The organism is Xanthomonas sp. NCPPB 2632 (assembly GCF_041228075.2).
Lineage (GTDB): Bacteria > Pseudomonadota > Gammaproteobacteria > Xanthomonadales > Rhodanobacteraceae > Luteibacter.
In genome coordinates this window covers 3,953,142-3,979,226 of sequence record NZ_CM192979.1, presented here as the reverse complement: position 1 = coordinate 3,979,226, position 26,085 = coordinate 3,953,142, and the positions used below count along the sequence as shown (strand labels likewise).

Below are 26,085 nucleotides of genomic sequence, written 5' to 3'. Positions count from 1 at the left end.
GCTGATGACGGGGGCACGGGGAGGTAACCATCAGCCGTCGACCACCAGACCTTTCATGCGCCGATCCGTACTCACCTTGCTACTGTTGATGCCGCTCGCCGCGGCAGGGCAGACCGCGTCGGTGGGCTCGGATGCCACGGCCACGCGTCTGTTGTCGCAGCAGCCGGATGCCTATGCCCGGACCAGTGCGGGTTCGCTGCCCCTGTGGCGTGCCCCCGACGGCCGCATGCTGGCCCTCCAGGCGGACGATCGTGCCGATCCCTCCAAGCCGCTCGCCCTGCATGCGGTGGATGCGGGCCCGTTCCTTTCCAGCGGTCTGCAATACGACCTCGGCCCTCGCCTCCAGGCGCATGCCAGCGTCAGCGGGCAGGGCTGGGCGAACACGGCCGCGTCCTGTGCCACCGCAGCGTCCAGCAGCCTCGACAGCCGCTGCTACACGCCCGGCGCACCGCCGCGTATCGTCGGCAGCGAAGTCGGCGCCACCTTCCGTGGCACGGGTTACAGCCTCGGCCTCGGCGTCGGTTCCAGCCGCCCCACGGGTGGCGGTGCCGCCTTGCCGCGTGTCTTGCCGGGCCTCGCGACCGCCTCGGGCCTGCCGGTCAATGCCTTGTCGTCCAGCACCGAACTCAACGCGCACGGCCGGGTCGACCTGGGCGCGCGCAGCGGTATCGACCTGGGCGCAAGCGTCGGTCGCATCCGGCTCCTGCCTGGCAATCTGCTCGGCATCGGTTCGGTCGACCAGAAGGCCCTGAGTTTCGGCGTCGACCGCGGCCCCATCTCGGGCGCGATCACCGGCCGCACCATGCAGCCGGAAGCGAACATCGTGAACGGTCTCAACCCGGACCGCCGCTGGAGCGCCGTCGACCTCGGCGTGACCTTCCGGCTGCCCTGGCGCGGCGAGCTGTCGGTCGGCGCACAGAACGTCTGGTCTTCCGGCAATGCCCCCACGGTGCCCGCCGGACCCGAGCCCGACCAGTCCCGAACACCCTACGTCCAATACCACCAGGACCTCTGAAAAACCCGCCCGATGAGGCGGGTTTTTCGTTTACACATGTTGGTTTATGCATACATGCGTTATCCGCGCATGCGTGTGTAGGAGCGCACGATGTGCGCGACATCTCTTCGCGATGATTTTGTTGTGTGGCGTGTGGCGTGTGGCAAGAGCCGGCGGGTAGCCCCCTCGGGTCCACGCCTACCGCGACCCGCTAAGGAAAGGCCGCTGGCGCGGCCGTTTATCTATTGCCCTGCGGGCGGCGGGTCGGGCTTCGAACGGAGGTTTCCGATTCGACATCCTGTCTCAGCGGAAACGGCCGGCCGTCCTGGCCGACCCCCTGCGGGCTTTTTCCGTTCGAATCCCTCGCCTGCGGCTACCGGCACCGAGGGGGCTACCCGCCGGCTCTTCCAATGACTGAGGCAGATTGTGACGCGAGCGACCGCAGAGGTGCAGGGTATGGCGTCGCCGCTTCGTTGGCTTTTCGCCCACATCGTGGGCTCCTACGCGGGAGCGCATGGCGTTTCTGCGAGATGTGGCGTTTTCCACGCGTCATGTGCCGGGCAGATCGTGGCGCCCTCAATGCGCGATGTGTTGATTGTTGTAGGAGCCGACGATGTCGGCGAACCCTCAACCCACCCAAAGCGAACGAAGCCATGCACAACACCAAAGCAAGCGTTCCCAGTAACCAAGCGAAACCAGGCTCTTCGCTCTCCCCACACGCAACCTCAGTCTTGGAAAGAGCCGGCGGGTGCCACCCTCGTGGCCGGTAGCCGCAGGCGAGGGATTCGAACGGATCAGGCCCGAAGGGGGCCGGCCAGGACGGCCGGCCGTTTTCGCGAGACAGGAAGTCGAGTCGAAAACCCCCGTTCGAAGCCCGACCCGGCCCGAAGGGCAATAAGCAAACGGCCGCGCCAGCGGCCCTTCCTTAGCGGGTCGCCGCAGGCGTGGCCACGAGGGTGGCACCCGCCGGCTCTTGCTCGAAGCCCCCAAGCCCCCAAGCCCTCAGCGCCCCTGCCCCCGAACCCGCACATCACCGCTGAACGACTCCACGTGGATGGTGCCGTTGCCGCCGCCGATCGTGGTTTTCAGTTCCTTGCCCGGGCCATCCTCCCCCTTGGACGGCGTGCCGAAATCGCTGCGCAGGTCGCCGCTGAAGGTCGATGCTTCCAGCCGGGCGGAGGTGTCGCCCGGAAGCTGGATCTGCACATCGCCGCTCATCGAATCGACGGTGAGCTTGCCGTCCCGGACCAGGCCGCCGGTGACCTGGGTGTCGCCCGAGACGGTGCTGAAGTTGGCCTCTTTCCAGGGGCCACCGCCGACGGTCATCCGGCCGGACACGGTCTGCGCCTCGATGCGGTCGGTGACCGAGGGGGCGGTGATGTCGCCGGAGACGGTCTGCAGATCGGCCTTGCCCGCGCGGCCAGCGAGGTCGATGGTGCCGCTGACGGTCTGCATGGTGACTTCGGGCGAGTGCAGGTTGGCGCGCACCCTTCCGCTCACGGAATCGACATCGATCTTGCCGCCGTCGAGGCCGTCGATGCTGACCGGTGCGCTGACCACGTTGATGGACACCGACACCGAGCGTGGCACGCGGACGTTGAGCACGGTGGGCTGCATGCGGGTGTCGTTGCCCCAGCTGAGCCAGTTGCCCTTCTTTTCATCGCCTTCGACGTGGATATCGACGTCGCGACCGTCGCCGTCGATCTCCAGCGGGCGGGCGCCGTCGCCGAGGGTGCCGGACACCTGGATCTGGTTCTTGTCCCAGGCGGTGACGGTGACCTCGCCCTTGACGTTGTCGATGGTGACCTTGGCGTCGGGTCGGATGTCTTTCGACAGGTTGATCGGGGTCGAGGCCATGGCCTGACCGATCGAGAACGCCAGCAGCAGGGGAGTGAGGTAGAGCATTTTCATGGGGGTGTCCTGGCTGTACGTGTTTAGCCGGCTTGCTTTTCGAGATTGCGCAGGCGATCGCGCTGGCGTTCTGTACGCAGCAGCAGTCGCTGCAGCGCAGGGGAATCGGGGGAATCCTGCATGGCCTGGGTGAGCTCCATGTGGGCGGCGTCGAGCTCGACCGCTGCACCGGACAGGCGGGGATCGCTGGGCTTCCAGACCTGCCTGCTGGCCAGGCCATCGCTACCTGTCGGACCGACCAGGTGCAGGCCGAGGCCGCCACCCAGTACGGCGACGCCGGCGATGGCGGCGGCCATCAGCCAGGCCTGCGCGCGTCGGCGCCGGGGGGCGATGGTGGCGCGCGCGTTCGACTCGTCCAGCTGCGCGTCGATGTCGGCCCAGAGGTCGCGATGCGGCGTGACCGGGCGGTTGAGCGAGCGCATCTGGCGCAGGTAATCGAGTTCGTTCATGGTGTGTCTCCCAGGACGCGGCGGAGCAGCCCGCGCGCACGGTGCAACTGAGCCTTGGAGGACCCCACCGCCATACCCAGCTCGATGGAGATCTCTTCGTGTTTCCAGCCTTCCACGTCGTGCAGTACAAGCACGGCGCGTGCGCGCGGCGGAAGCGCGGCGATGGCTTTTTCGAGTTCGTCGCGCTCGACGGCGCGCACGGGATTGTCGGTGGACATGATGTCCGGCAGGTGGTCGTCGTCCATGATGCTGACCGGATCGGCGTTGCGGGCGCGTATGGACATCAGCGCCACATTGACGGCCAGCCGGTAGACCCAGGTGCCGAAGGCGCTTTCGAAGCGGAAGCCGTCCAGTTTCTGCCAGGCCCGGACGAAGGCTTCCTGGGTGAGGTCTTCGGCACGGGCATGGTCGAAGGCGGCCAGCCGCAGCACGGCGCCGTAGACGCGATCGGCGTGGCGCCGGTACAGCGTCTCGAAGGCCTTGCGGTCGCCGGCGATCGCCGCGCGAACCACCTCGTCGTCGGTGGTGGCGACGACGGGCGGCTCAGACGGCATCAGGGCGGTGGCGGCGAGGCATAGGGCATTCATCTTGCCAGCTTGGATGCCGGCAAGGGCGAAACGGTTTAACGATCAGGCGACGCTGGTGGCCTTGCGTTCCAGTGCGGCATCGAGCGCGTCGCTGACGCGGGTGCGTTCGGCCTTCAGTCTCGCCGGCATGCGTTCGCCGAAGCCGTCCAGGTAGAGGCCGATGGCGCGAAGTTCCTCGGTCCATCCCTCTACGTCCACATGGAGCAGGTCGTCCAGCGCGCCGGGCTTGAGCGACAAGCCATCGGTGTTGAGTTCCCCAGCGGCGGGTACGACCCCGATCGCCGTCTCGACGCCCTGAGCGTTGCCCGTCACGCGCTGGATCATCCAGTCCAGCACGCGCATGTTCTCGCCGTAGCCCGGCCACATGAAGCGGCCTTCGGCATCCTTGCGGAACCAGTTGACGTGGAAGATCCGCGGCAGCCTGGCACCGGGCTTGTCGAACGACAGCCAGTGGGCGAAGTAGTCGGCGAAGTTGTAGCCGCAGAAGGGCTTCATCGCCATGGAGTCGCGGCGGAGCACGCCCACGGCGCCCGTGGCGGCAGCCGTGGTTTCCGAGCCCATCGCGGCCCCCACCAGCACGCCGTGCGCCCAGTCGCGGGCTTCGAACACCAGTGGCACCAGCGAAGGGCGGCGGCCACCGAAGACGATGGCCGAGATCGGTACGCCGGCGGCGTCCTCCGACTCCGGCGCCCAGCTGGGACACTGCCTGGCGCTGACGGTAAAGCGGGAATTGGGATGGGCGGCCGGACCGTGGGCGGCGTCGAACGGGCGGCCCTGCCAGTCGGTGGCCGGCTCGCCTTCGCCGAGGCCTTCCCACCAGGGACGCCGGTCGGCGGTGAGGGCGACGTTGGTGAAGATCGCATCGTGGCCCAGGGTGGCCAGTGCGTTGGGGTTGGTTCCCGCGCCGGTGCCGGGCGCCACCCCGAAGTAACCCGCTTCGGGATTGATCGCCCAGAGGCGTCCATCGGCGCCGGGGGTCATCCAGCAGATATCGTCGCCGACGGTCCAGACCTTCCAGCCCGCCTTCCGGTAGCCCTCCGCGGGAATCAGCATGGCCAGGTTGGTCTTGCCGCAGGCCGACGGGAACGCCGCGGCGATATAGTGCTTTTCGCCCTGCGGGTTTTCCACGCCGACGATCAGCATGTGCTCGGCGAGCCAGCCTTCACGACGCGCCTGGTGACTGGCGATACGCAGCGCATGGCATTTCTTGCCGAGCAGCGCATTGCCGCCGTAGCCGGAACCGATCGACTTGATCGACAGTTCCTCCGGAAAATGCATGATGAAGCGGCGCTCCGGGTCCAGGTCGCCCGTGGAATGCAGGCCCTTCACGAAGCGGCCTTCACGTTCGATGCGAGCCAGGGCGGGCGCACCCATGCGGGTCATGATGCGCATGTTGGCGACGACGTAGGGGCTGTCGGTGATTTCCACGCCGCAGCGCGAGAGCGGCGAGTCGATCGGGCCCATGCAATAGGGGATGACGTACATCGTGCGTCCGCGCATCGCGCCTTCGAACAGGGCATCGATCTTGGCGTGCGCGTCAGCCGGGGCCATCCAGTGATTGTTCGGACCGGCGTCGTCCTGCTCGGGCGTGCAGACGAAGGTGAGGTGTTCGACACGCGCAACGTCCGATGGGTGCGAGCGATGCAGGTAGCTGCGCGGGTTGCTCGCCTCGTTCAGCGGCAGCAGGTCGCCGCTGGCGAGCATGGTGCGGACCAGTCCGGCGTACTCGGCATCGGAGCCGTCACACCAGTGGATGGACGCGGGACAGGTGAGGCGGGCGGCCTCGTCGACCCATCGGTTCAATGCTTCCAGGGAACTGCCGTCCAAACGCATCCGTCGTGGTCTCCAGGTAAAAGTCCGTGGAGACAGTAGTTTGCGACGCGTGGTATTGGCAAGGCACGGTGCAGCAAAGCCGCAACGCGCCGTTCAGCCCCGATCAGTCGTTGACGTGTGCCGGTGTCAGCGTGGCGATCATGTGTTCGACATAGGCGTCGAATTCCTCATGGCTGAGGCGGGGCAGGCCGAGCGTGAAGTTGAGCTGCAGGAAGCCGACGTACGCCGCATAGGTGAGGCGCGAGCGATGCAGGGCGACGACCGGGTCCAGCCCGGCCTCGCTGTACAGCCGGGTCAGGAACTCCATGCGGCGCTGGGAGACGCGCGACATGACCGGGACGACCTGCGGGTGGTCCAGTGCCTTCAACAAGGCGGCATAGACGCGATGCGGCTGCATCTCGTGAGCCACCCGCCGGAACAGCTCGGGAAAGCGCTTGAGCGGGTCGGGAATGCGCTCGATCTCCGCGAGCACCTCGCGTTCGCCGTATTCCTCCCAGCGCTCCAGGGCCGCCTGCAGCAGCGCCTCGCGCGTGCGGAAGTGCCAGTAGAAGCTGCCCTTGGTGACGCCAAGCCGGCGTGCCAGGGCTTCTACCGCAAGGGCGCCCACGCCTTGTTCGGCGATAAGGGCCAGCGCGCCGTCTTCCCAGTCTTCGGCAGAGAGGCGGACTCGTTCGTTCTTGGCACCGTCGTTCATCGCCGCATGGTAGCGGAGCCGCCGCGGTTTGCAATCCAGGGGCCTTCGGAGGTGCTGCATAAGACCTTGACTTGGAAGCCATTGCATGACCGTACGCGGGCGTATTGACGCACCCGCCCGACGCCCACATACTCCACCGTATGGTTATCGATACCCTTTGTGCCTGCCCGACCCTGACCCGCCTCGTCGCCATGGACGGGGTGGCGCTGGCGACCGAGCGCAGGCCAGGGCACCGCTCGCCCGCCCTGCTGTTCGCCCATGGCTTCGGCCAGACCCGCCACGCCTGGACCGGCACTGCGGTGGCCCTGGCGGAACAGGGTTTCGACAGCACCACGTTCGACGCGCGAGGTCATGGCGAGAGCGACCGTCTGCCGCGCGGTGAATACCACATGCAGCAATTCGTGGATGATCTGCTGGTCGTGGCGCGGGCCTCCGCTTCGCCGGACGGCCGGCCTCCCGTGCTGGTGGGTGCGTCGATGGGTGGCCTGCTGGGCCTCGTGGCCGCGGGTGGATCGTCCGGGGCCACGCCGTTCTCGGCGCTCGTGCTGGTCGACATCACGCCAAGGTGGGAAACCGCGGGGGTGGAACGTATCCTCGGCTTCATGCGCGCACACCCCCACGGTTTTGCCAGTTACGACGAGGCGGCCTCGGCCATCGAGGCGTACCTGCCCCAGCGTCGCGAGCGCAAGACGGCGTCGCAGCTGGCGCCATTGCTGCGCCGGGGCGACGACGGACGGCTGCGCTGGCACTGGGACCCGGCATTGCTCGACGGCATGGTGGCCGAGAGCGAGCGCTACCAGCCGCAGTTGTTCGAAGCGGCGGAACGAGTGAGCGTGCCGGTGCTGCTGCTGTCCGGTGCCCGCAGCGACGTCGTTTCCACCCAGACGGTGGAGGAATTCCTCCGGCTGGTGCCGCACGCGCGGCATGTCAGCCTTCCCGGGGCGACCCACATGGTGGCGGGGGATGCCAACGATGCGTTCACCCGCGAGATCGTCCTGTTCATGGATACGCTCTGAAACGTTCCACGCCCTACCCGTTTTCCTTTTCCGTAGTTCGACTGTAACGAGGTGATTCCGATGTCTGCGATCCTGGTTGTGCTGGCGGCGCTCATCGCCTCCGGTGCCTGTGCCTACCACCGCACGTCCCTGAAGACGTGGGCCATCGCCACGGGCGTCACGATCCTCGTGGTCGGCGTGCTTGCCGGCGCGCCGGTGACCACCGTGGTCCTGCTCATCCTGCTGGCCCTCGTCGCCGTGCCGCTGATGATGGTGGACTTCCGGCGCAAGAAGATCAGCGCGCCGCTGCTGTCCCTGTTCGCCAAGGTCACCCCGAAACTGTCTGACACCGAGCAGACCGCGCTCGAGGCCGGCACCGTCGGTTTCGAGGGGCAGCTGTTCTCGGGCAAGCCGGAGTGGTCCGAACTGCTGCGCCAGCCGCGCCCGGAACTGTCGGTCGAGGAGCAGGCCTTCCTCGATGGCCCGGTCGAGGAACTGTGCAGCATGATCGACGACTGGCAGATCACCCACGAGCTGGCCGACCTGCCGCCGAACGTCTGGGACTTCATCAAGAAGAACAAGTTCTTCGGCATGATCATTCCCAAGAGCTACGGTGGCCTGGGCTTCTCGGCGCTGGCGCATTCCGCCGTGCTGCAGAAGCTGTCCAGCATGTCGCAGACGGTGGCCTCCACCGTCGCGGTGCCGAACTCGCTCGGGCCTGGCGAACTGCTGATGCATTACGGCAGCGATGAGCAGAAGAACCACTACCTGCCGCGCCTGGCCGATGGCCGTGAAATTCCCTGCTTTGCGCTGACCGGCCCCTACGCGGGTTCCGACGCCACCTCCATTCCCGATTTCGGCATCGTCACCAAGGGCGTGTGGAACGGCGAAGAAACGGTCGGCATCCGTCTCACCTTCGACAAGCGTTACATCACGCTGGCGCCGGTGGCGACCATCGTCGGCCTGGCCTTCCGCATGTACGACCCGGACAAGCTGCTGGGCGACAAGGAAGACCTCGGCATCACGCTGGCGCTGCTGCCGCGCGAGACCCCGGGGCTGCAAATCGGCCGCCGCCATTTCCCGCTGAACACGCCGTTCCAGAACGGCCCGGTGCACGGCAAGGACATGTTCGTGCCGTTGTCGGTGCTGATCGGTGGCCCGCACATGGCCGGCCAGGGCTGGCGCATGTTGGTCGAGTGCCTGTCGGTGGGTCGTGCCATCTCGCTGCCGTCGAACGCCACCGGTGCCTCGCGCATGGCGGTGTCGGCCACGGGCTCGTATGCACGCATGCGCAAGCAGTTCGGCCTGGCCATCGGTCGGTTCGAGGGCGTGGAAGAAGCCCTGGCCCGGATCGGTGGCCTCACCTACGCCATGCAGGCACTGTCGCGCGCCACGGCCGCTGCCGTGGATCGCGGTGAGAAGCCTGCCGTGCCGTCGGCCATCGCCAAGTACCACGCCACGGAATGGTGCCGCCAGATCGCTTCCGACGCGATGGACGTGCACGGTGGCAAGGGCGTCATCCTCGGCCCGAAGAACTACATGGGGCGCGGTTGGCAGTCGGTGCCCATCGCCATCACGGTGGAAGGCGCGAACATCATGACGCGCAGCCTGATGATCTTCGGCCAGGGTGCCATTCGCTGCCACCCTTATGTGCTGAAGGAAATGCAGGCCCTGGGCATCGCCGACTACCGCGAGCGCCTGAAAACCTTCGACAAGGCACTGTTCGGTCATATCGGCTTCGGCATCTCCAATGCGGTGCGCAGCTTCGTGCTGGGCGTCACGGCCGCGAAGATCGGTGACACCGCCGGCGACGCCTACACGCGCCGCTACTACCGCAAACTCAACCGCTACTCGGCAGCGCTGGCGCTGTGTGCGGACGTCGCCATGGGCGTGCTGGGCGGCAAGCTGAAGTTCAAGGAGAAGCTGTCGGCCCGCCTGGGTGACGTGCTGTCGTACCTGTACATCGCCAGTGCGATGCTCAAGCGCTACGAAGACACGGGCCGCCCGGAGGCCGATCGCCCGCTTCTGGCGTGGGCGTTCCACCAGTGCGTGTGGAACATGCAGATGGCGCTGGATGGCGTGATCCGCAACTTCCCCGTGCGTCCGGTGGCCTGGCTGCTGCGTGCCCTGGTCTTCCCGTTCGGTCGGCGCGAAGTGCCGCCGTCGGATCGCCTGGGCCGTCGTGTCGCCGCGCTGATCACCGCGCCCAGCGAAGCCCGCGACCGCCTCACCACCTGGAGCTACATGACGCCGACGCCGAACAACACCGTGGGTCGCATGAACGCGCTGTTGCCCGACGTGATCGCCGCCGAGCCGGTGGAGCGCAAGTTCGTCAAGGCGCTCAAGGGTGGTCAGCTAAAGGCGCACACGTACAACGAGCAACTTGCCGAAGCGGAGAAGATGGGCGCCATCAACGCCGCCGAGCGCGAACTGTTGCAGCGCGTGCGTGATGGCGTGGCGGAGTTCATCGCGGTGGACGATTTCGACACCGAGGAACTGCGCGCCAATGTGATTCGCAATGCCGAGCAGATGAAGGCGGTACGCGCGGCGTAACGCCCGCTAACGATCATTGCTGTTACGCGAAGGGGCCACGAGACATCGTGGCCCCTTTTTTGTGCGTCATGTACCTCATCGCAACACGGAAACGCATCAAGGCATCGCGGCCGGCACCCATCGCTACATGGGAATGCACCACGGCATGGTGCCGTGTGTAGGAGCGGACGATGTCCGCGAACCCTCAACACAATCGATGCCGAAGAAAGCCAAGCACCCCGATCGTGCAGGCGCTTTTTTCAGCGCAAAACGAGGCTAATGCCCGGACGTCGAAACGCTCGCCCGTGCAAACGGTCCTTCCTCATTCGCGATAGGTAGGTTGAGGGTTCGCCGACATCGTCGGCTCCTACAGTGTCAGACACGGTCGGACGTGATGCGGGTGTGGCGTCGTCAGTTTGACGGGCAGGCGTCCTGCAATGCCTCGACTTCGAGTAGCCTCGCCTCGACCTCGTCGCGCGTGTGCGCGCGGAACAATTGCGGCGCGGCGCGACGCAGGGCGCGGCAGTCCAGTTGCGTGAGCCGGTCGCGTACCTGGAGCAGTTGCCCCGGGTGCATGCTGAATTCTTCCAGGCCCATGGCCAGGAGCAGGGCGGTGAAGCGGGTGTCGCCGGCGATCTCGCCGCACAGGCTGACGGGCTTCTTCGCCCTACGCGCGCTGGCGATGACGTGCGCGATCAGGCGCAGGAAGGCCGGTTGCAGGGGATCGTAAATACCTTCCAGGGCATCGTTGTTGCGATCCGCCGCCAGCACGTACTGGGCGAGGTCGTTGGTACCGATGGCCAGGAAGTCGGCTTTCTCGAGGATGGAGGTGACGCCGATGGCGGCGGCCGGTACCTCGATCATGGCGCCCAGGTCGATCCGCTCGGGCAGTTCGTGGCCAGCGCGGGCCAGATCCTCGCGGGCCTTCTTGACCAGCCGCCGCACCTCGGTCATCTCGCCCAGGTGAGTGATCATCGGCACGAGGATACGCACGGGGCCATAGCACGCCGCGCGCAGGATGGCGCGCAACTGCACGCTGAAAATGTCGGGATAGCGCAGCGACAGACGCACGCCACGCACGCCCAGGGCCGGGTTGTCTTCGCCGCGAATGGCCAGGCCGGCGGAATCCGCCTTGTCCGCGCCCAGGTCCAGCGTGCGGATGGTGACGGGCAGGCCGCCCATGCCGAGCACGACATCGCGGTAGGCGACGAACTGTTCCTCTTCGGAGGGCAGGCCACGCTGGCGCAGGAACAGGAATTCGGAACGATACAGGCCGACGCCATCGGCGCCACGGGAGCGGGCGAGAGTGATGTCTGCGGTCAGCTCCGCGTTGGCATAGAGCCTTACGTGGGCGCCGTCGCGTGTATGTGTCGGCGCGGTGGCCAGCGCGGCCAGGCGGCGGCCTTCCGCGGCGGCCTGGCGCTGCCATTGCCGATAGCGGGCGAGATCCTGCGCGGTGGGGTGAACGATGACCTCGCCGTGCTCGGCGTCGATCAGCACGAGGTCGTCGTCGTTGATCGTCGCCAGCGCGTCCTTGGTCCCGACCACCATGGGCAGGTTGAAGCTGCGCGCCAGGATGGCGCTGTGTGAATAGATGCTGCCGGCGCTGGCGATGACGCCGAGCATGCCCTGGCCCGCCATGCTCGCCATATCGGCCGGCGCGACGGTGTCGCTGACGATGATTTCGCCGACGCGCGCGGCCAGCTTGCGCTCCTCCCGGCTGGACTGCTGGAGCAGCGCGGACATCACGCGTCCGATGACCTGGTCGATATCTTCGCCGCGACTCTTGAGGTAAGGGTCGTTCATCGCGTCGAACACGGCCGCGAGGCGATCGCGCTGCATCTTGAGCGCGGCGCTGGCGGTGTAGTGGCCGACGGATACCAGTTCGTCCAGGCCGCGCAGCAGTTCCTGGTCGTCAAGGAGCAGGCTGTGGGCGTCGATGAAGTCGCCGACCTCGCGGGCGAGTGCGCCGTGCAGTTTGCCGCGCAGCTCGCGCAGTTCCGTACGCGCGCTGTCGATGGCCTTGTGCAGGCGCTCGATCTCCGCGGCGACTTCGGTGTCCTCGAGCATCCGCGTGTCGACGGCGTAGATGCTCGGCTGGACCAGACGCGCACGACCCAGGGCCATGCCCCGGGCGGCTTGCGTACCGGTCAGCAGGTACCTCATGGGGGGCTGACGCTGCGCGCGCGATGGGTCATGGATCAGGCGCCTTCGTCGAACTTGCGCTCGAACAGGTCGACCACGGCGGCCAGCGCGGCCTCCGCGTCGTCGCCTTCGGCGCGCACGGTGAGCGAGGTGCCCATGCCGGCGGCCAGCATCATCACGCCCATGATGCTCTGCGCGTTCACTTCACGGCCCTTGCTGATCAGCCAGACCGTGGACTTGAAGCCCGCCACCAGTTGCACGAGCTTGGCCGACGCACGTGCGTGCAGGCCCAGCCGGTTGGATACCACGATGTCCCGTTCAAGCATGGTCGATGAAGATCCCGCCGCGACCGCCGCTGGCCGCTATCTCGGCCAGTTCGGTCAGCGACTTTTCCGAATAGTTGAGTACGCGCAGCAGCATGGGCAGGTTGAGCCCCGATACGCAGCGGAGGTGGACGCCCAGTTCGCTCAGCGACAAGCCGATATTGCATGGCGTGGCACCGTAGAGATCGGCCAGCACCAGCACACCGTCGCCGTGATCGAGATCGCGGGCGTGTCGGGCGGTGAGCGTGCGCATGACGTCCGGGTCGGAACTGGGCGGGACTTCGACCGCGTCGACGTCCATGGGCAGCTTGGGCATGACGTGGCGGGCAGCCGAGATCAGCGCCTTGCCGACGGCTTCATGGGTCATGAGGAGCACACCGACGCTCATGGCCCGGGTACTCGCACTGGCTTGGGCTGGGTCATGGGGTCACTCGAGCTCGCGATGGAAGGTAAGTACGTTGCCGCGTTCCGAGCGGAAATGCTGGGCCAGCTTCTCGACCATGTAGACCGAGCGATGGCGGCCCCCTGTGCAGCCGATGGACACCGTGACATAGCTGCGGTCCTCACCTTCGAAGCGTGGCAGCCAGGTGTCGAGCCAGCGGGCGACGTCGGCATAGTACTCGCCCACGAGTGGATTGGCGTCGAGGAATTCACGTACCGGCAGGTCACGGCCGGAAAACGGCCGTAGGCGGGGATCCCAATGGGGATTGGGCAGGCAGCGGGCGTCGAAGACGAAATCGGCATCCGACGGCAGTCCACGGCGGTAGGCGAAGGACTCGAACAGAAGGGTGGTGCCGTCCGAGGCGGCCGCGTAGCCGGTGGCGAACAGGCGGCGCAGCTGGTGGACGTTGAGGTCGCTGGAATCGATGACCTTTTCGGCGATGGACACGAGCGGGCGCAACAGGCGCCGTTCTTCCGCGATGGAGTCGGCCAGCGAGCGTTTTTCCGCCGCCAGCGGGTGGCGGCGGCGTGTTTCCGAATAACGCTTGATGAGGACGTCGTCGCGGCTGTCCAGGAAGATGAGGTGTACGTGTACCCCGGCCGTGGACAGCTCGGAAAGCACATGGGGCATGCGCGAGAGATCGATGCGGCGATTGCGCACGTCCACCCCCACCGCGATGCGCCGGCGGGGCCCATGCTCGCCCTGGCTGACGGCGGCGACCAGCTGGGGGATCAGTTCCGCCGGCATGTTGTCGACGCAGTAGAACTCGAGGTCTTCCAGCGCGCGCAGGGCGACGGTCTTGCCGCCCCCGGACATGCCCGTGAGCACCACGAGGTGGATGCCCTCGGGCTCGACGATGGGGCTCATGACGTCCTCGTTCATGTCGGTCACCATGGCGGTAGCCGGCGCATCTGGTGCGCCTGGCGGTCGATGAAGGTCTGTGCCGGATCGATGCCCTTGCTCTTGAGCACATGGTTGCGCACGGCGGCCTCGACCAGCACGGCGAGGTTGCGGCCCGGCGCGACCGGGATGGTGATCTTGGGGACGTCCACGTCCAGCACGTTGCGCCGGCTTACATCGCCGGTGAGGCGGGTCATGCCGTCGATGTCCTCGCCGGAGGTGAGCGGCTTGAGGTGGACGACCAGGCGCAGGTACTTGGAGGGCTTGACCGCCGTGTGGCCGAACATCTCGCGGATGTTGAGCACGCCCAGGCCGCGCACCTCGAGCAGATCCTGCAGGAGCTCCGGGCAGGCGCCGTCGATCACGTCCGGAGCGATCAGCGTGAACTCGGTGGCGTCGTCCGCCACCAGCCGGTGGCCGCGGCTGATCAGCTCGAGGGCGAGTTCGCTCTTGCCCGACCCGGGCTCACCGGTGATGAGTACTCCGATGGAGAAGACCTCGAGGAATACGCCGTGCAGGGTGACGCGGGGCGCCAGCGTGCGGGCCAGGTGGTACTGAAGGTAGGTGAGCAGCTCATGGCCGCGCTTGGTGCTCTGCCAGAGCGGGGTGTCGGTTTCTTCCGCGACCTCGCGGAGGTCGGGAGGGATCGACTGGTCTTTCGTGACGATCAGCGCGGCCGGCTGGTAGGCGGCGATCTTGTGGATGACCTCCCAGCGCTGGCGCGACTCCAGCCCGTCGAGGAAATTGAGCTCCTCGGTGCCGATGATCTGGATCTTGTTGGGATAGATGACGTTGAGGTAGCCGACCAGCGAGGGCCGACGGCTCTGCTTGGCGTTGGGCTCGAGCACGCGTGACTCGCCGCGCATGCCGGCGGCCCAGCGCAGCGCCATGCGGTCGTAAACGCCGTCGAAGAGTTGTCTGGCGGTGAGCCGGTCCACGCGTGAGATCCCTTTGGATGGCAAGACCGGCGCGAAGCGCCGGCCAGGGGTCTATTGTGCCATCAAACGCGCGGTGGCTTGCCCGGCGGCGCCTGCGGGCGGCCGCCGGGCGGTTGGGTCAGCTGGTGCTGGCGACGCGCGCGTCGCGGCCTTCGCTGTTGTGGTGGTCCTTCAGTTTTTCCTTGTGCTTGCGCAGCTGGTCGGCCAGTTTGCCGATCATGGCGTCGATGGCCGAGTACAGGGTGTCGCCCTTGTTGTCGTCTTCGAGGCGGGCAATCCCTTCGGCATGCAGGCGGGTGCCGGCGCAGTGCAGGGTGCCACCGGCCTTGTGTTCGTTCTTGTCGACGGAAAGGACCACGTCGAGGGCTTTGATGTTGTCGAAAAGGCGTTCGAAGCGGCTGACTTGCTGCTCCACGCGCTCGCGCAGGGCGGGGGTGATATGGATGTGCTGGCCGCTGATCTGGATTTGCATGACGCCTCCTTCTTACTGAGGGTGTCGCCGTGGGGCGACAAGATCGGAACGACGGGGATGCCGTTCCTCAAGCCTGAACTTCTGGGACCGTGGCGCGCCGAAGGGGTTCCCCCCGATGTTTCTCAACTTGCGCGCACACGTTCGCTGGAGCTGGGAATCCGCATCGCTTCCCGGTACTTGGCCACCGTACGGCGAGCGACCTGAATGCCGCGTCGATGGAGTTCTTCGGCCAGCGCCTGGTCCGACAGCGGGCGCCGGGCGTCTTCGGAGGTGATCAGCTTGCGCAACATGGCCTGGATGGCCGTGGCCGAGGCGCTGCCGCCGTCCTCGGTGGAGACGCCGCTGGAAAAGAAGTGCTTCAACTCGAAGGTGCCGCGCGGCGTGTGCATGTACTTGCGCGTGGTAACCCGGGAGATGGTCGATTCGTGCATGCCCACCTCTTCGGCCACCTCGCGCAGCACCAGGGGATGCATGGCTTCCGGGCCGTAATCGAGGAAGGCGCTCTGCCGGCGGACGATGACCTCGGCGACCTTGGTCAGCGTTTCCGCACGGGATTGCAGGCTTTTCAGCAGCCAGCGGGCCTCCTGCAACTGTCCCTTCATCCAGGTGGCGTCGTCGCCACGTGCCCGGGCGATCAGGTTGCAATAGTGCTGGTTGAGGCCCAGCCGCGGCTGGGAGTCGGGGTTGAGGCTGACGTGCCAGCGACCACCCTCGCGCCGGGCATACACGTCGGGCGCGACGTATTCCACGGGCGTGGCATCCAGGGCCGCGCCGGGGCGCGGATCGAGGCTGCGGATCAGTGCGGCGGCCGCGGCCACGTCGGCCTCGGCGGCCTTCAGCTTGCGGGCGATCTTGGCGCTGTCGTTGCGGGCCAGCAGTTCCAGTTCCTCGTTGACGATGCGGATCGCCAGGTCGCGATACGGCGTTTCCGCCGCGAACTGGGACAACTGGCAGAGCAGGCAATCGCGCAGGTCGAGGCTGGCGATGCCGGTGGGATCGAAGCGCTGCACCCGCTGGCGCACGGCCTCGATCTCGCCGACGCCCGGGCGCAGCTCGGGGGGCAGGGCGGCTTCCACCGCCTCCACGCCGTCGCGCAGGTAGCCGTCCTCGTCCAGCGCATGGATGATCGCCGTGGCGATCGCGTGATCGCGGGGCGAGAACTGGGACAGGTTGAGCTGCCACTCCAGGTGTTGCTGCAGGCTCTGTGGCGCGGCGTTCTGCGGTTCGAAGCCGTCTTCGTCACCCCCGCCGCTGGTTCGCGAGGAAGCGCCGCCACCGTAGTCGCTCGCCTCGCCGTGGAAGCGGTCGTCCTCCCACTCCGGTGCGAGTTCTTCGGACGGGGTGGCGGTGGACTCGTCGTCCTTGGCGGACTTGGGGGTTTCCTGGCGAGACGGGTAGTCGTTATCGAAGTCCGGCCCGTCCGTGGACTCGCCGTCCGGGTCGGCTTCCGCTTCCGCATCCTCGGCGAACTCCAGTAGCGGGTTGCCTTCGGCGATCTGGCGGAGCTCCGCTTCGAGCTCCAACTGCGACAACTGCAGCAGGCGGATGGCCTGCTGCAGTTGGGGCGTCAGCGTGAGCTGCTGGTTGAGGCGAAACTGGAGTCCGGGTTTCATGCCTGCGATGCGTTAGGGGTTCAATGGCATCCTAACCCCATGCGACGTGCACAACCAGCGTCTGCGCAGGCCGGCGGTTCCGGCCGAATTCGCGCCACGCCGGGGCCGCGATCAGATCCGGAATTCACGCCCCAGGTACACCTCGCGGACCTTCTCGTCGGCGAGGATGTGCTGCGGCGTGCCGCGGGCGAGCACCTCGCCGTCGTTGAGGATGTAGGCGCGGTCGCAGATGCCCAGGGTCTCACGGACGTTGTGGTCGGTGATGAGCACGCCGATGCCGCGTTCCTTCAGGTGGCGGACGATGCGCTGGATCTCGCCGACGGAGATGGGATCGACGCCGGCAAACGGTTCATCCAGCAGCATGTAGCGCGGTCGCGCGGCGAGGGCGCGAGCGATTTCGACACGACGACGCTCGCCACCGGACAGGCTGATGCCTTTCTGGTCGGCGATGTGGGCGATCTTCAGTTCGTCGAGCAGGCTGTCCAGTTCGTCGTCGCGCTGCTTCTGGGTCATGCCCTCGCGCAGCTCCAGCACCGCCATGATGTTGTCCGACACGCTGAGCCGGCGGAACACGGACGCTTCCTGGGGCAGGTAGCCGATGCCCAGCTTGGCGCGCGCGTGCATCGGCAGGCCGGTGATGTCCTTCTCGTCGAGCTTGATCACGCCTGCATCGGCCTGGATGAGGCCGACGACCATGTAGAAGCAGGTGGTCTTGCCTGCGCCGTTGGGACCGAGCAGGCCGACGACCTCGCCTTCGCTGATGGAAAAAGCGAAGTCGCGAACCACCTTGCGGGCGCGGAAACGCTTTTGCAGGCCTTGGGCTGAAAGCATCGGGTCAGGGCTTCTTCGGGGTGGGGGCGGGCGTGGCCGGCTTCGCGGGCGCAGCGCCCGGCGGCGGGTTTTTCGGCTGGAAGGTCATGTGCACGGGGGCGCCGCCCGAGCTTTCGCCGGTCATCGTGCTGTCCTTCGTGTTGTACGTGAGCTTGTCGCCCTCGGCGCTGCCCTTCACCGGCTGCTTGACCTTGGCGTTGCCCGTGAGCACGGCGTAGTCCTGGTCGACCTTGTAGTCGATGTTCAGGGCCTGGCCGTCCATCGGGTTGTCGTCGTCGTCCAGCTGGTGGATGGTGGCCGGCTTGCCGTCGACGACGATACGCGTGATCGAGTTGTTGGCGTCGAGGTAGCCCGTGGCCTTGTCGCCGGTGATCTTCAGCGTGCCCTGGGTGATCACCACCTTGCCCGTCCAGATGACCTTGCCGTTGGGCTGCTGCGAGCCGTCGAACGACGTGGAGTCGACGTTGGCCGGTTGCTGGCGATCGGACTGCTTGGCCGCCACGGGCAGGCTGGCCACCAGCGCCAGTCCGAGCACCGCGAGGAGAGCCTTAGCGCTTGGCGGGCAGGTACGTGCTGTGGACTGCATCGAGGAGCTCCAGGTGCTTGGTATCGAGATTGGCGCGCATGCCAACGCCGTTCATTGTAGAGGTTCCCTGGACGATCCGGGCTGCCTCGGCCGTCTCCAGGCGGTTCTCCTTGGGCCACGCGGTGACCTCGGAGGTGTCGATGCTGGCGGGCGGCGTCTGCGCGAAGGCCACGCGGTCCATATGGACCTTGCCCTGCAGTTTCAGCACGGTGCCATCCTTGTTGACCCAGCCGTATTGCGAATGGCCCTTCCAGGGCGGCACGTCCACTTCCTTGGTGGAGGGCAACACGAAGTCGGGCGCGTTGATGTAGAGCGAATCGTCGCCCTCGCGCCGTTCCAGGTGCGGGGCGATGAGGGTGAAGGCCAGCTTGCCCTGCTCGTTGTAGGAGTCCAGGTCGAAGTTGGTCAGCACGTAGCCCGAGCGAGGTGGGCCGACGAAGTCCTGCAGTTTCTTCTGCGGTGCCACCCAGTAATACAGCAGCACGCTGGCGCCCAGCGCCACGACGAGGATGCCGGCGATACCCCCGGCGCTGCGGTCCTTGAGCAGGTTGAGCGCACTCACAGCCAGCGATCCCGTTCGGCTTCGGCCTTGCCCTGGGCGGCCAGGATCAGGTCGGCGACTTCGCGGGCCGCGCCGTAGCCACCGGACAGGCGGGTGCGCCAGTGAGCGCGCTCCGCCACCCAGGGATGGGCATTGGCCACGGCGACGGATAGTCCGGCAATACCCATGGCCGGCAGGTCGGGCAGGTCGTCGCCGACGAAGGCGGCCTGTTCCGGTGTCAGGCGCAGGGCGCTGAGCAGCTCGTTGAGGCAGGCGCGCTTGTCCTTCTGGCCCTGGTAGACGTGGGGGATGCCCAGCTCCTCGGCGCGCAGGGACACCGGATGGCTGATCCGCGCGGTGATGATCGCGACCTTGACGCCGTTTTCCTGCAGGCGTTTCAGGCCGAGGCCGTCGTGCACGTGGAAAACCTTGGTCTCGCGACCGTCCTCGCCGTACCAGAGGCGACCGTCGGTCAGCGTGCCGTCCACGTCGAAGACGACGATGCGCACGCGTTCGGCGCGTTCGGCGATATCGGCGGGGATGTCGGTGTAATGCGTATAGGCCATGGGATCGATATGGGGACGAAAGGGCGCGTCGGGGAGTCGCGCCGGGTCCGGTCGTCAGACGACGCGGGCGCGAAGCAGGTCGTGGATGTTCAGCGCGCCGACCACCTTGCCGGAGGGGTCGGTGACCAGGAGCGCGTTGATCTGGTGTTTTTCCATCAGCTGGGCCGCCTCGACGGCCAGCTTGTCCGAGCCGATGGTCTTCGGGCCGCGGGTCATCAGTTGGCCCACGGTGGCGCTGCGCAGGTCCACATCGTCGTCGTCGAGCGCGCGGCGAAGATCGCCGTCGGTGAACACACCGAGCAGGCGGCCCTCGCCGTCGATCACCGCGGTCATGCCCAGGTGTTTGCGGGTCATTTCCACCAGCGCCTCGCTGACCGAGGCCTCTACGCCGATGCGCGGCACGTCGTCACCGGTGTGCATGACATCGGCGATGTGCAGCAACAGGCGGCGCCCGAGGCTGCCGGCCGGATGCGAACGGGCGAAGTCGTCCGAGGTGAAGCCGCGGGCCTCGAGCAGGGCCACGGCCAGGGCATCGCCCATGACCAGGGCGGCGGTGGTGCTGGAGGTGGGCGCCAGGCCGTGGGGGCAGGCTTCGGAGGGGACGTTGGCGTCGATGTTGACCTCGGCCTGCCGCGCCAGCGACGACCGCGGGTTGCCGGTGATGGCGATCAGCGGAATGCCCTGGCGCTTGACCGCGGGAAGGATGAAGAGCAGTTCGTCCGTTTCCCCGGAATAGGAGATACCCAGCAGGATGTCGTCCGGCTGGATCATGCCCAGGTCACCGTGACTGGCCTCGGCGGGGTGGACAAAGAACGACGGGGTGCCCGTGGAGGCCAGCGTGGCGGCGACCTTGCGGGCCACATGGCCCGACTTGCCCATGCCTGACACCACCACGCGCCCCTTGCAGGCCAGGATCATCCGGCACGCCTCCACGAAAGTGGCGTCGATCTTGGTTTCCAGCGCCCGGATGGCCGCGGCTTCCGTCACGATCACCGTGCGGGCGCTGCGCACGACGGCTTCGACGTTCACGGCGGAATGATCGGTGGGCGGGGCGGTGCGGGCGTTCATGCGGCCTCGGGAGTCCGGGTGGTGGCTTCTGACCCGGGATGTCCATTTCTGCGACACCGGATTTCCATTACCATTACATATTCTCATTTTATCGGCGCCGCCATCGACCGGTGGTTCAGGGTCCGTTTCGGAACCCTCCCGGGCGCGGCCCACCCCCTCATCGGAGAACCCATGGACGCTGCGCGCATCCAGGCATTGATCGAAGCCGGCCTGCCCGGTGCCAGGGTCGCCGTTCAAGGCGACGACGGCGTCCATTTCGAAGCCGAAGTCATCTCGGACCAGTTCGCCGGCAAGCTGCCGCTGGCCCGTCATCGCCTCGTCTACGCGACGCTGGGCGACCTCATGGGCGGTGCCATTCACGCCCTGGGCCTGAAAACCCTCACTCCCGACGAAGCCGCCGGCCGCCGCTGATTCCAGCGCGCCGGGCGACACGTTCGCTCTGTTTACCTTCCCAAGGCATCTCCTTCCATGGCCAAGATCCTGATCAGCGGCGGCCAGCCGCTCAACGGTGAAGTGGGCATCTCCGGCGCGAAAAACGCCGTGCTGCCCATCCTCGCCTCCTGCCTGCTCGCCGACGAGCCCGTCAGCATCGGCAACGTGCCGCACCTGCACGACGTCACCACCTTCATCGAACTGCTCGGCCGCATGGGCGTGCGCGTGGTGCTGGACGACCGCATGAAGATGCACATCGACCCGCGCCCGGAAAACTCCTGCGTGGCGCCGTACGATTTGGTGCGCACCATGCGCGCCTCGATCCTGGTGCTGGGCCCGCTCGTGGCGCGCCACGGCAAGGCCGAAGTGTCGCTGCCCGGCGGCTGCGCCATCGGTTCCCGGCCGGTCGACCAGCACATCCGCGGCCTGCAGGCGCTGGGCGCCGAGGTCACGGTCGAGAACGGTTACATCAAGGCCCGCGCCGGTCGCCTGAAGGGCGCCCGCATCGTGATGGACATGGTGACCGTCACCGGCACCGAGAACATCCTGATGGCGGCCACGTTGGCCTCGGGCACCACGGTGATCGAGAACGCCGCTCAGGAGCCGGAAGTGGTCGACCTCGCCCACTGCCTGATGGCGATGGGCGCCAAGATCGATGGCGTTGGCACGTCCACGCTGATCGTCGAGGGCGTCGAGCGCCTGCACGGCGCGCATTACGAAGTGCTGCCGGATCGCATCGAGACCGGCACCTTCCTGGTCGGCGCGGCGATGACCGGCGGCAAGGTGCGCGCCCGCGGCGCGCGTGCCGACACGATGGATGCGGTGCTGCAGAAGCTGGAAGAGTGCGGCGCGCATATCAGCACCGGTCCGGACTGGATCGAACTGGATATGGGCGGCCGTCGTCCCAAGGCGGTCAACCTGGTGACGGCGCCCTATCCCGCATTCCCCACCGACATGCAGGCGCAGTTCACCGCGCTCAACTGCATCGCCGAAGGCGTGGGCGTCATTACGGAGACGGTGTTCGAGAACCGCTTCATGCACGCGCTGGAATTGCAGCGGCTGGGCGCGGACATCCGCCTGGAAGGCAATACCGCCATCATCACCGGCGTGCCGAAGATGACGGGTGCGCCGATCATGGCCACCGACCTGCGTGCTTCGGCGTGCCTGGTGCTGGCCGGCCTGGTCGCCGAGGGCGACACCACCGTCGACCGCGTGTATCACATCGATCGCGGCTACGAGAACATCGAGGAAAAGCTGGGCGTGCTGGGTGCCCATATCCGGCGTCTGCCGGGCTGATCATAGGCGTCTCCGCGCAGCACCCTCATGACCGTAGGAGCGCACGCTGTGCGCGACATCTTTTCACGACGCCCCACATGTGACGCGACATTTTCGACGTGACGCGCAGGATTCGGTGCACAGCCTCAAAAGATGGCGCGCACAGCGTGCGCTCCTACGGGTCGAGGGTTATTTGCGGGTTATTTACCCTCGAACCGCACCAGCTCCAGCGTGAGGTCGCCACCGTCCTTCTGCGCCAGCTTGACCGGTACCGGGTATTTCGTCGGCGCATACCAGGCGTTGAAGCCGCGGTCGGCGTCGGTCCGGTCGACGCGCACGGTGTCGAACGTGCCCGCGGGCACCGTGACCTTCTCCTTGCCCGACACCTTGAACTGCTGGTTCTCTACCTCTTGCTTCACCGCCACCGGGAAGCCCACCTGCTGCTTGCCGTCACGCAGCGCGACGCCCAGGGCCAGGGGCAGTGTGTTGCGCTCGATCATTCCGTGCGCTGCCGGGTAGCTGAAACTCTTGCTGTTGTCCTTGACCTGCACGGTATTGCCTTGCACGGTCATGTCGCGGGTCTTCTGCTTGAACGACGCATCCAGCTGGTAGTGGTAGCTGAGCACCTGCGGCACGGTACCCGACCAGGTGAATCGCGAGGTTTCGGTCGAATTGGCACCCAGCGCCGCGGCCAGGCCGGCGGTGCCCTTGGTGGTGTTGGTGTATTCGTACTGGCCGTTGCCGGCCGCTTTCAGCACGATGGTGGCTTCGCCGAGCGGGCTGCCTCCCTGCAGGACGTTATAGGTGGCGGTGAAGGACTGCGGCACGCTGGCGGCGAACGCGGCGGCGGGCAGGGCGAGGGCCAGCGCGAAGCCGGCGCGGATCAGTGGGTTCTTCATGGTTCCGATTCTAGCCACGCCGGCTGAATGCGGGTCGACGCGCCGGCGGCGCAGGAAAGATTGGCAGGGCGGCGCGGGATAGAGCGGCCCGGGTCATGGCCTGGCGGTGGGTGGTGGGTCGTCGTAGGAGCGCACGCGTGTGCGCGAATTGCGGTCGGAAACGCCAGCAGGGGTGTGAGGCATGGCCTCATTCGCGGCAGGTGACATTGAGGGTTCGCGCACGTGCGTGCGCTCCTACCGTGCCCCGGCTAGGACGCGAGGAGGGCCGGGGTGAGGGGTGACGTCAGCGGCTGCCCGTCGAAGGTGGGCGTGCCCTGCCAGCACAGGCGGCCGGTGGCGATGGCGCGGACGACGGCGGGCAGCAGCGCGTGCTCTTCCCCCAGCAGGCGCTCGGCCAGCGAGGCTTCGGTGTCGTCCGGGCGCACGTCGATGCGGGCCTGCGCTACGACCGGGCCGCCGTCCAGTTCCGCCGTGACGAAATGCACGCTGGCGCCGTGTTCTGCGTCGCCCGCGTCAAGGCACTGGCGATGCGTGTGCAGGCCGCGATATTTCGGCAGCAGGGAAGGGTGGATGTTGATCGCGCGACCTTCCCAGGCGGCAACCACGGTGGCGTCGATGATCCGCATGTAGCCGGCCAGCACCAGCAGGTCGGCGCCAGTGTCCGCCACGTGGCCGAACAGGGCGCGGTCGAAATCGGCGCGAGTGGGGTAGTCGCGCGGGTTGAGCGCGAGCGTGGGAATGCCCGCCTCACGCGCCACGGTCAACGCCCCGGCGCCGGCCTTGTCGCTGCCCACCAGGACGAACGTCACCGGCAGCCTTGCGGCGATCAGAGCGGCGAGGTTGCTGCCGCGCCCGGAAGCGAGCGCGGCGACGCGCAGGGGGCGATCCACCGGCGCTTCAGGCAATGTGGACGCGCTCGTCGCCGCTGGCAGCGACCACCGAGCCGATCGTCCAGGTATCGAGGCCGTGACCGGCGAGCACGGCTTTCGCGGCGTCCACCTGGTCGGCCGCGAGCAGCACGGTGAAGCCGATGCCGCAGTTGAAGGTGCGCCACATTTCCTCGTGGGTGACGTTGCCTTCGCGCTGCAGCCACTGGAAAACAGGCGGCAGCGGCCAGGACGCGGCATCGATCGACAGGCCGAGGCCGTCGGGTACGACGCGGATGATGTTTTCCTTCAGGCCGCCGCCGGTGATGTGGGCCATGCCGTGCACGGCCACCTTGGCGATCAGCTCGAGCATCGGCTTGACGTAGATGGTGGTCGGGGCCATCAACGCGTCCACCAGGGTCGTGCCGCCGATGTCGCTGTCCAGCGGCGAGCCCGCACGCTCCAGGATGCGCCGGATCAGCGAGTAGCCGTTGGAGTGCGGACCCGACGAGGCCACGCCGAGGATGACGTCGCCAGCCGTGATGGACGAGCCGTCGTTCATCGCGGACTTTTCGACGGCACCCACCGTGAAGCCGGCCAGGTCGTACTCGCCCGGCGGGTACATGTCCGGCATCTCGGCGGTTTCGCCGCCGATCAGCGCGCAGCCGGCCAACTCGCAACCGCGGGCGATGCCGCCGATCACGGAGGCCGCGGTGTCCACGTCGAGCTTGCCGGTGGCGAAATAGTCGAGGAAGAACAGCGGCTCGGCGCCCTGTACCAGCACGTCGTTGACGCACATGCCCACCAGGTCGATACCGATGGTGTCGTGGCGGCCGAGCTGGTGGGCGAGCTTGAGCTTGGTGCCCACGCCGTCGGTGCCGGAGACCAGCACCGGCTCCTTGTAGCGTCCGGAGAGGTCGAACAGGCCGCCGAAGCCGCCCAGCCCGCCCATGACCTCGGGGCGGAAGGTCCGCTTGACCATCGGCTTGATGCGCTCGACGAGCGCGTTGCCGGCATCGATATCGACGCCAGCGTCGCGGTAGGTGAGGGAGCCCTGGTCGGAGGACATAAGCGGTTCCGGCGCGTATTGGAAACCGCGAATGATAACAGCAAGCGGGCGCCCGGCCTTGGCCTGCACGCGCTTTGGATGGACGGCGTGCCAAGGTTTGGGCAGACTTCCGTCTTCACAAAGCGACGCCACGACCATGCGCCCAGCCCGTCTCCTCGTCTTCCTGACGCTCCTCGTCGTGGCCTGCATCGGCCCCGCAGTGGCGCAGACCTCCATTTACACGGTGACCGTGCCCGTCGCCGACACCAGTGCGGCGGTACGCGACCAGGCCTTCGCCAACGGGCTGACCCAGGTCCTGGCGCGAGCGTCCAACGGGGCGGACCCCCGCGGCAAGCCGGGCTATGCCCAGGCGATGAAGCAGCCCGGCGGCCTGGTGCAGCAGTACCAGTACGCCCGCACCGGCGGCGCCAACGGCGCCCCGCTCAGCCTGGATATCGTGTTCGATCCCGGTGCGATCCGCCGCGTGCTGGCGGTGGGCGACGCGGCGGTCGCCGCGCCCAAGGCCCCGGTACTGGTGGTGGCACGCGATGCCAGCGGCAAGCTGCTCAGCCAGCAGGACCTCCTGCCCCTGGCGCAGATGGCCGACACGCGTGGCTACCAGATCGTGGTGCCCAAGCCCGACGCGGTGCCCGACGTCAAGGCGCTGGCCAGCGGCGATCCCGCCACGGTCGCCAACGCGGCCCGGCAGTACAACACCGGCGTCGTCCTGGTCGGCAACGTCGGTGACGACCAGACCGACTGGACCCTGGTCTCGGCCGGCAAGACCACCAGCTGGAAGGACAGCGGCGAAGCCCGTGCGGCCCTGTTGAGCAACGGTGCCAACGCCATGGCCGACAAGCTGGATCGCCAGTTCGCCGCCACGCAGGGCGGCAGCACGTCGGGCAAGGTGTGGGTGTCGGGCCTGCATTCGGCGTCCGACTACGCCGGGCTGCTGGCCACCTTCCAGAACGATCCCTCGATCAAGACGGTGGCGCCGATCGCCGCAAGTGCCGACGGCGTGCTCTTCAACGTCAATGCCGCCGCCCCGCTGGCCCGCCTGGTCGCCGGTTACGCCTCGGCCGGCCATGTGCTGGCCGCCGATCCCCACGACGGCGCCGACCTCGCCGTACGCTGGGTGCCCTGAC

Annotated in this window: 26 protein-coding genes; 6 read left to right on the top strand and 20 right to left on the bottom strand. The window is 67.2% G+C overall.

From position 1 onward, the window contains the following. The first annotated feature begins 55 nt into the window (after positions 1 to 55). Positions 56 to 1,015: a hypothetical protein gene (locus tag AB8808_RS17065; protein ID WP_369930750.1), complete on the top strand. Its 960-nt coding sequence runs from the start codon at positions 56 to 58 to the stop codon at positions 1,013 to 1,015. Between the two features lie 981 nt (positions 1,016 to 1,996). Here AB8808_RS17065 and AB8808_RS17060 read toward each other — a convergent pair. The 5 genes from AB8808_RS17060 to AB8808_RS17040 form a co-directional block, all read right to left on the bottom strand. Beyond that, positions 1,997 to 2,905, bottom strand: a complete 909-nt coding sequence (locus AB8808_RS17060; RefSeq protein ID WP_369930749.1) for a DUF4097 family beta strand repeat-containing protein — start codon at positions 2,903 to 2,905, stop codon at positions 1,997 to 1,999. Between the two features lie 23 nt (positions 2,906 to 2,928). Beyond that, positions 2,929 to 3,354 carry a hypothetical protein gene (locus tag AB8808_RS17055; RefSeq protein ID WP_369930748.1) on the bottom strand — a complete coding sequence of 142 codons (426 nt, stop codon included), beginning with the start codon at positions 3,352 to 3,354 and terminating at the stop codon, positions 2,929 to 2,931. Next, on the bottom strand, positions 3,351 to 3,908 hold the full coding sequence (locus AB8808_RS17050) for an RNA polymerase sigma factor (RefSeq protein ID WP_369931283.1): 558 nt from the start codon (positions 3,906 to 3,908) through the stop codon (positions 3,351 to 3,353). Before AB8808_RS17050 ends, AB8808_RS17055 begins: the two co-directional genes overlap by 4 nt. 75 nt (positions 3,909 to 3,983) lie before the next feature. Beyond that, positions 3,984 to 5,774, bottom strand: a complete 1,791-nt coding sequence (locus AB8808_RS17045) for a phosphoenolpyruvate carboxykinase (GTP) (protein ID WP_369930747.1) — start codon at positions 5,772 to 5,774, stop codon at positions 3,984 to 3,986. 103 nt (positions 5,775 to 5,877) lie between these two features. Continuing rightward, entirely contained in the window at positions 5,878 to 6,468 is a 591-nt protein-coding gene (locus tag AB8808_RS17040) for a TetR/AcrR family transcriptional regulator (RefSeq protein WP_036140014.1), read from the bottom strand. Between the two features lie 140 nt (positions 6,469 to 6,608). Here AB8808_RS17040 and AB8808_RS17035 point away from each other — a divergent pair, with 140 nt between their 5' ends. Together AB8808_RS17035 and AB8808_RS17030 are read left to right on the top strand one after the other, a co-directional pair. Continuing rightward, positions 6,609 to 7,484: an alpha/beta fold hydrolase gene (locus AB8808_RS17035; RefSeq protein WP_369930746.1), complete on the top strand. Its 876-nt coding sequence runs from the start codon at positions 6,609 to 6,611 to the stop codon at positions 7,482 to 7,484. A gap of 60 nt (positions 7,485 to 7,544) precedes the next feature. Continuing rightward, on the top strand, positions 7,545 to 10,016 hold the full coding sequence (locus AB8808_RS17030) for an acyl-CoA dehydrogenase (protein WP_369930745.1): 2,472 nt from the start codon (positions 7,545 to 7,547) through the stop codon (positions 10,014 to 10,016). A 390-nt stretch (positions 10,017 to 10,406) separates the two neighbouring features. Here the strand turns inward: AB8808_RS17030 and ptsP are convergent, their stop codons facing one another. From ptsP to AB8808_RS16970, 12 genes are all read right to left on the bottom strand, one after another. Further along, entirely contained in the window at positions 10,407 to 12,161 is a 1,755-nt protein-coding gene (ptsP, locus tag AB8808_RS17025) for a phosphoenolpyruvate--protein phosphotransferase (RefSeq protein WP_369930744.1), read from the bottom strand. Positions 12,162 to 12,196: 35 nt separating this feature from the next. Next, a complete protein-coding gene (locus tag AB8808_RS17020; RefSeq protein ID WP_036140020.1) occupies positions 12,197 to 12,466 on the bottom strand; it encodes an HPr family phosphocarrier protein in 270 nt (89 codons plus the stop codon). Beyond that, positions 12,459 to 12,851, bottom strand: coding sequence for a PTS sugar transporter subunit IIA (locus AB8808_RS17015; RefSeq protein ID WP_369930743.1), 393 nt, complete (start codon positions 12,849 to 12,851; stop codon positions 12,459 to 12,461). The genes AB8808_RS17020 and AB8808_RS17015 overlap by 8 nt, the downstream gene beginning before the upstream one ends. A 39-nt stretch (positions 12,852 to 12,890) precedes the next feature. After that, entirely contained in the window at positions 12,891 to 13,787 is an 897-nt protein-coding gene (rapZ, locus tag AB8808_RS17010; protein WP_036143939.1) for an RNase adapter RapZ, read from the bottom strand. Positions 13,788 to 13,792: 5 nt separating this feature from the next. Next, positions 13,793 to 14,695: an HPr(Ser) kinase/phosphatase gene (hprK, locus tag AB8808_RS17005; RefSeq protein ID WP_051939046.1), complete on the bottom strand. Its 903-nt coding sequence runs from the start codon at positions 14,693 to 14,695 to the stop codon at positions 13,793 to 13,795. Positions 14,696 to 14,861: 166 nt separating this feature from the next. Continuing rightward, entirely contained in the window at positions 14,862 to 15,215 is a 354-nt protein-coding gene (gene hpf, locus AB8808_RS17000; protein WP_285406307.1) for a ribosome hibernation-promoting factor, HPF/YfiA family, read from the bottom strand. A gap of 122 nt (positions 15,216 to 15,337) precedes the next feature. Then, positions 15,338 to 16,828 carry an RNA polymerase factor sigma-54 gene (locus AB8808_RS16995; protein ID WP_369930742.1) on the bottom strand — a complete coding sequence of 497 codons (1,491 nt, stop codon included), beginning with the start codon at positions 16,826 to 16,828 and terminating at the stop codon, positions 15,338 to 15,340. A gap of 111 nt (positions 16,829 to 16,939) precedes the next feature. Next, positions 16,940 to 17,659, bottom strand: a complete 720-nt coding sequence (lptB, locus tag AB8808_RS16990) for an LPS export ABC transporter ATP-binding protein (RefSeq protein ID WP_036140027.1) — start codon at positions 17,657 to 17,659, stop codon at positions 16,940 to 16,942. 4 nt (positions 17,660 to 17,663) lie between these two features. After that, positions 17,664 to 18,245: a lipopolysaccharide transport periplasmic protein LptA gene (lptA, locus tag AB8808_RS16985; protein WP_506193230.1), complete on the bottom strand. Its 582-nt coding sequence runs from the start codon at positions 18,243 to 18,245 to the stop codon at positions 17,664 to 17,666. Continuing rightward, positions 18,208 to 18,807, bottom strand: coding sequence for an LPS export ABC transporter periplasmic protein LptC (gene lptC, locus AB8808_RS16980; protein WP_051938635.1), 600 nt, complete (start codon positions 18,805 to 18,807; stop codon positions 18,208 to 18,210). The genes lptA and lptC overlap by 38 nt, the downstream gene beginning before the upstream one ends. After that, positions 18,804 to 19,352 carry a KdsC family phosphatase gene (locus AB8808_RS16975; protein WP_369930740.1) on the bottom strand — a complete coding sequence of 183 codons (549 nt, stop codon included), beginning with the start codon at positions 19,350 to 19,352 and terminating at the stop codon, positions 18,804 to 18,806. Before AB8808_RS16975 ends, lptC begins: the two co-directional genes overlap by 4 nt. Before the next feature lie 54 nt (positions 19,353 to 19,406). Continuing rightward, entirely contained in the window at positions 19,407 to 20,420 is a 1,014-nt protein-coding gene (locus AB8808_RS16970; RefSeq protein ID WP_369930739.1) for a KpsF/GutQ family sugar-phosphate isomerase, read from the bottom strand. Positions 20,421 to 20,591: 171 nt separating this feature from the next. Between AB8808_RS16970 and AB8808_RS16965 the strand changes: the two genes are divergently transcribed. Next, positions 20,592 to 20,831: a BolA family protein gene (locus AB8808_RS16965; RefSeq protein WP_369930738.1), complete on the top strand. Its 240-nt coding sequence runs from the start codon at positions 20,592 to 20,594 to the stop codon at positions 20,829 to 20,831. 57 nt (positions 20,832 to 20,888) lie between these two features. Beyond that, positions 20,889 to 22,148, top strand: a complete 1,260-nt coding sequence (murA, locus tag AB8808_RS16960) for a UDP-N-acetylglucosamine 1-carboxyvinyltransferase (RefSeq protein ID WP_369930737.1) — start codon at positions 20,889 to 20,891, stop codon at positions 22,146 to 22,148. Between the two features lie 179 nt (positions 22,149 to 22,327). Here the strand turns inward: murA and AB8808_RS16955 are convergent, their stop codons facing one another. The 3 genes from AB8808_RS16955 to purM all read right to left on the bottom strand — a co-directional run bounded on the left by AB8808_RS16955 (position 22,328) and on the right by purM (position 24,961). Further along, complete coding sequence (locus AB8808_RS16955; RefSeq protein ID WP_369930736.1) at positions 22,328 to 23,026, bottom strand: DUF3108 domain-containing protein; 699 nt, start codon at positions 23,024 to 23,026, stop codon at positions 22,328 to 22,330. Positions 23,027 to 23,274: 248 nt separating this feature from the next. Further along, positions 23,275 to 23,916 (bottom strand): phosphoribosylglycinamide formyltransferase, encoded by a 642-nt coding sequence (purN, locus tag AB8808_RS16950; protein WP_369930735.1) that lies wholly within the window; start codon positions 23,914 to 23,916, stop codon positions 23,275 to 23,277. Positions 23,917 to 23,923: 7 nt separating this feature from the next. Next, positions 23,924 to 24,961: a phosphoribosylformylglycinamidine cyclo-ligase gene (gene purM, locus AB8808_RS16945; protein WP_369930734.1), complete on the bottom strand. Its 1,038-nt coding sequence runs from the start codon at positions 24,959 to 24,961 to the stop codon at positions 23,924 to 23,926. A 136-nt stretch (positions 24,962 to 25,097) separates the two neighbouring features. Here purM and AB8808_RS16940 point away from each other — a divergent pair, with 136 nt between their 5' ends. After that, positions 25,098 to 26,084: a DUF8605 domain-containing protein gene (locus AB8808_RS16940; protein WP_369930733.1), complete on the top strand. Its 987-nt coding sequence runs from the start codon at positions 25,098 to 25,100 to the stop codon at positions 26,082 to 26,084. Position 26,085: the final 1 nt, after the last annotated feature.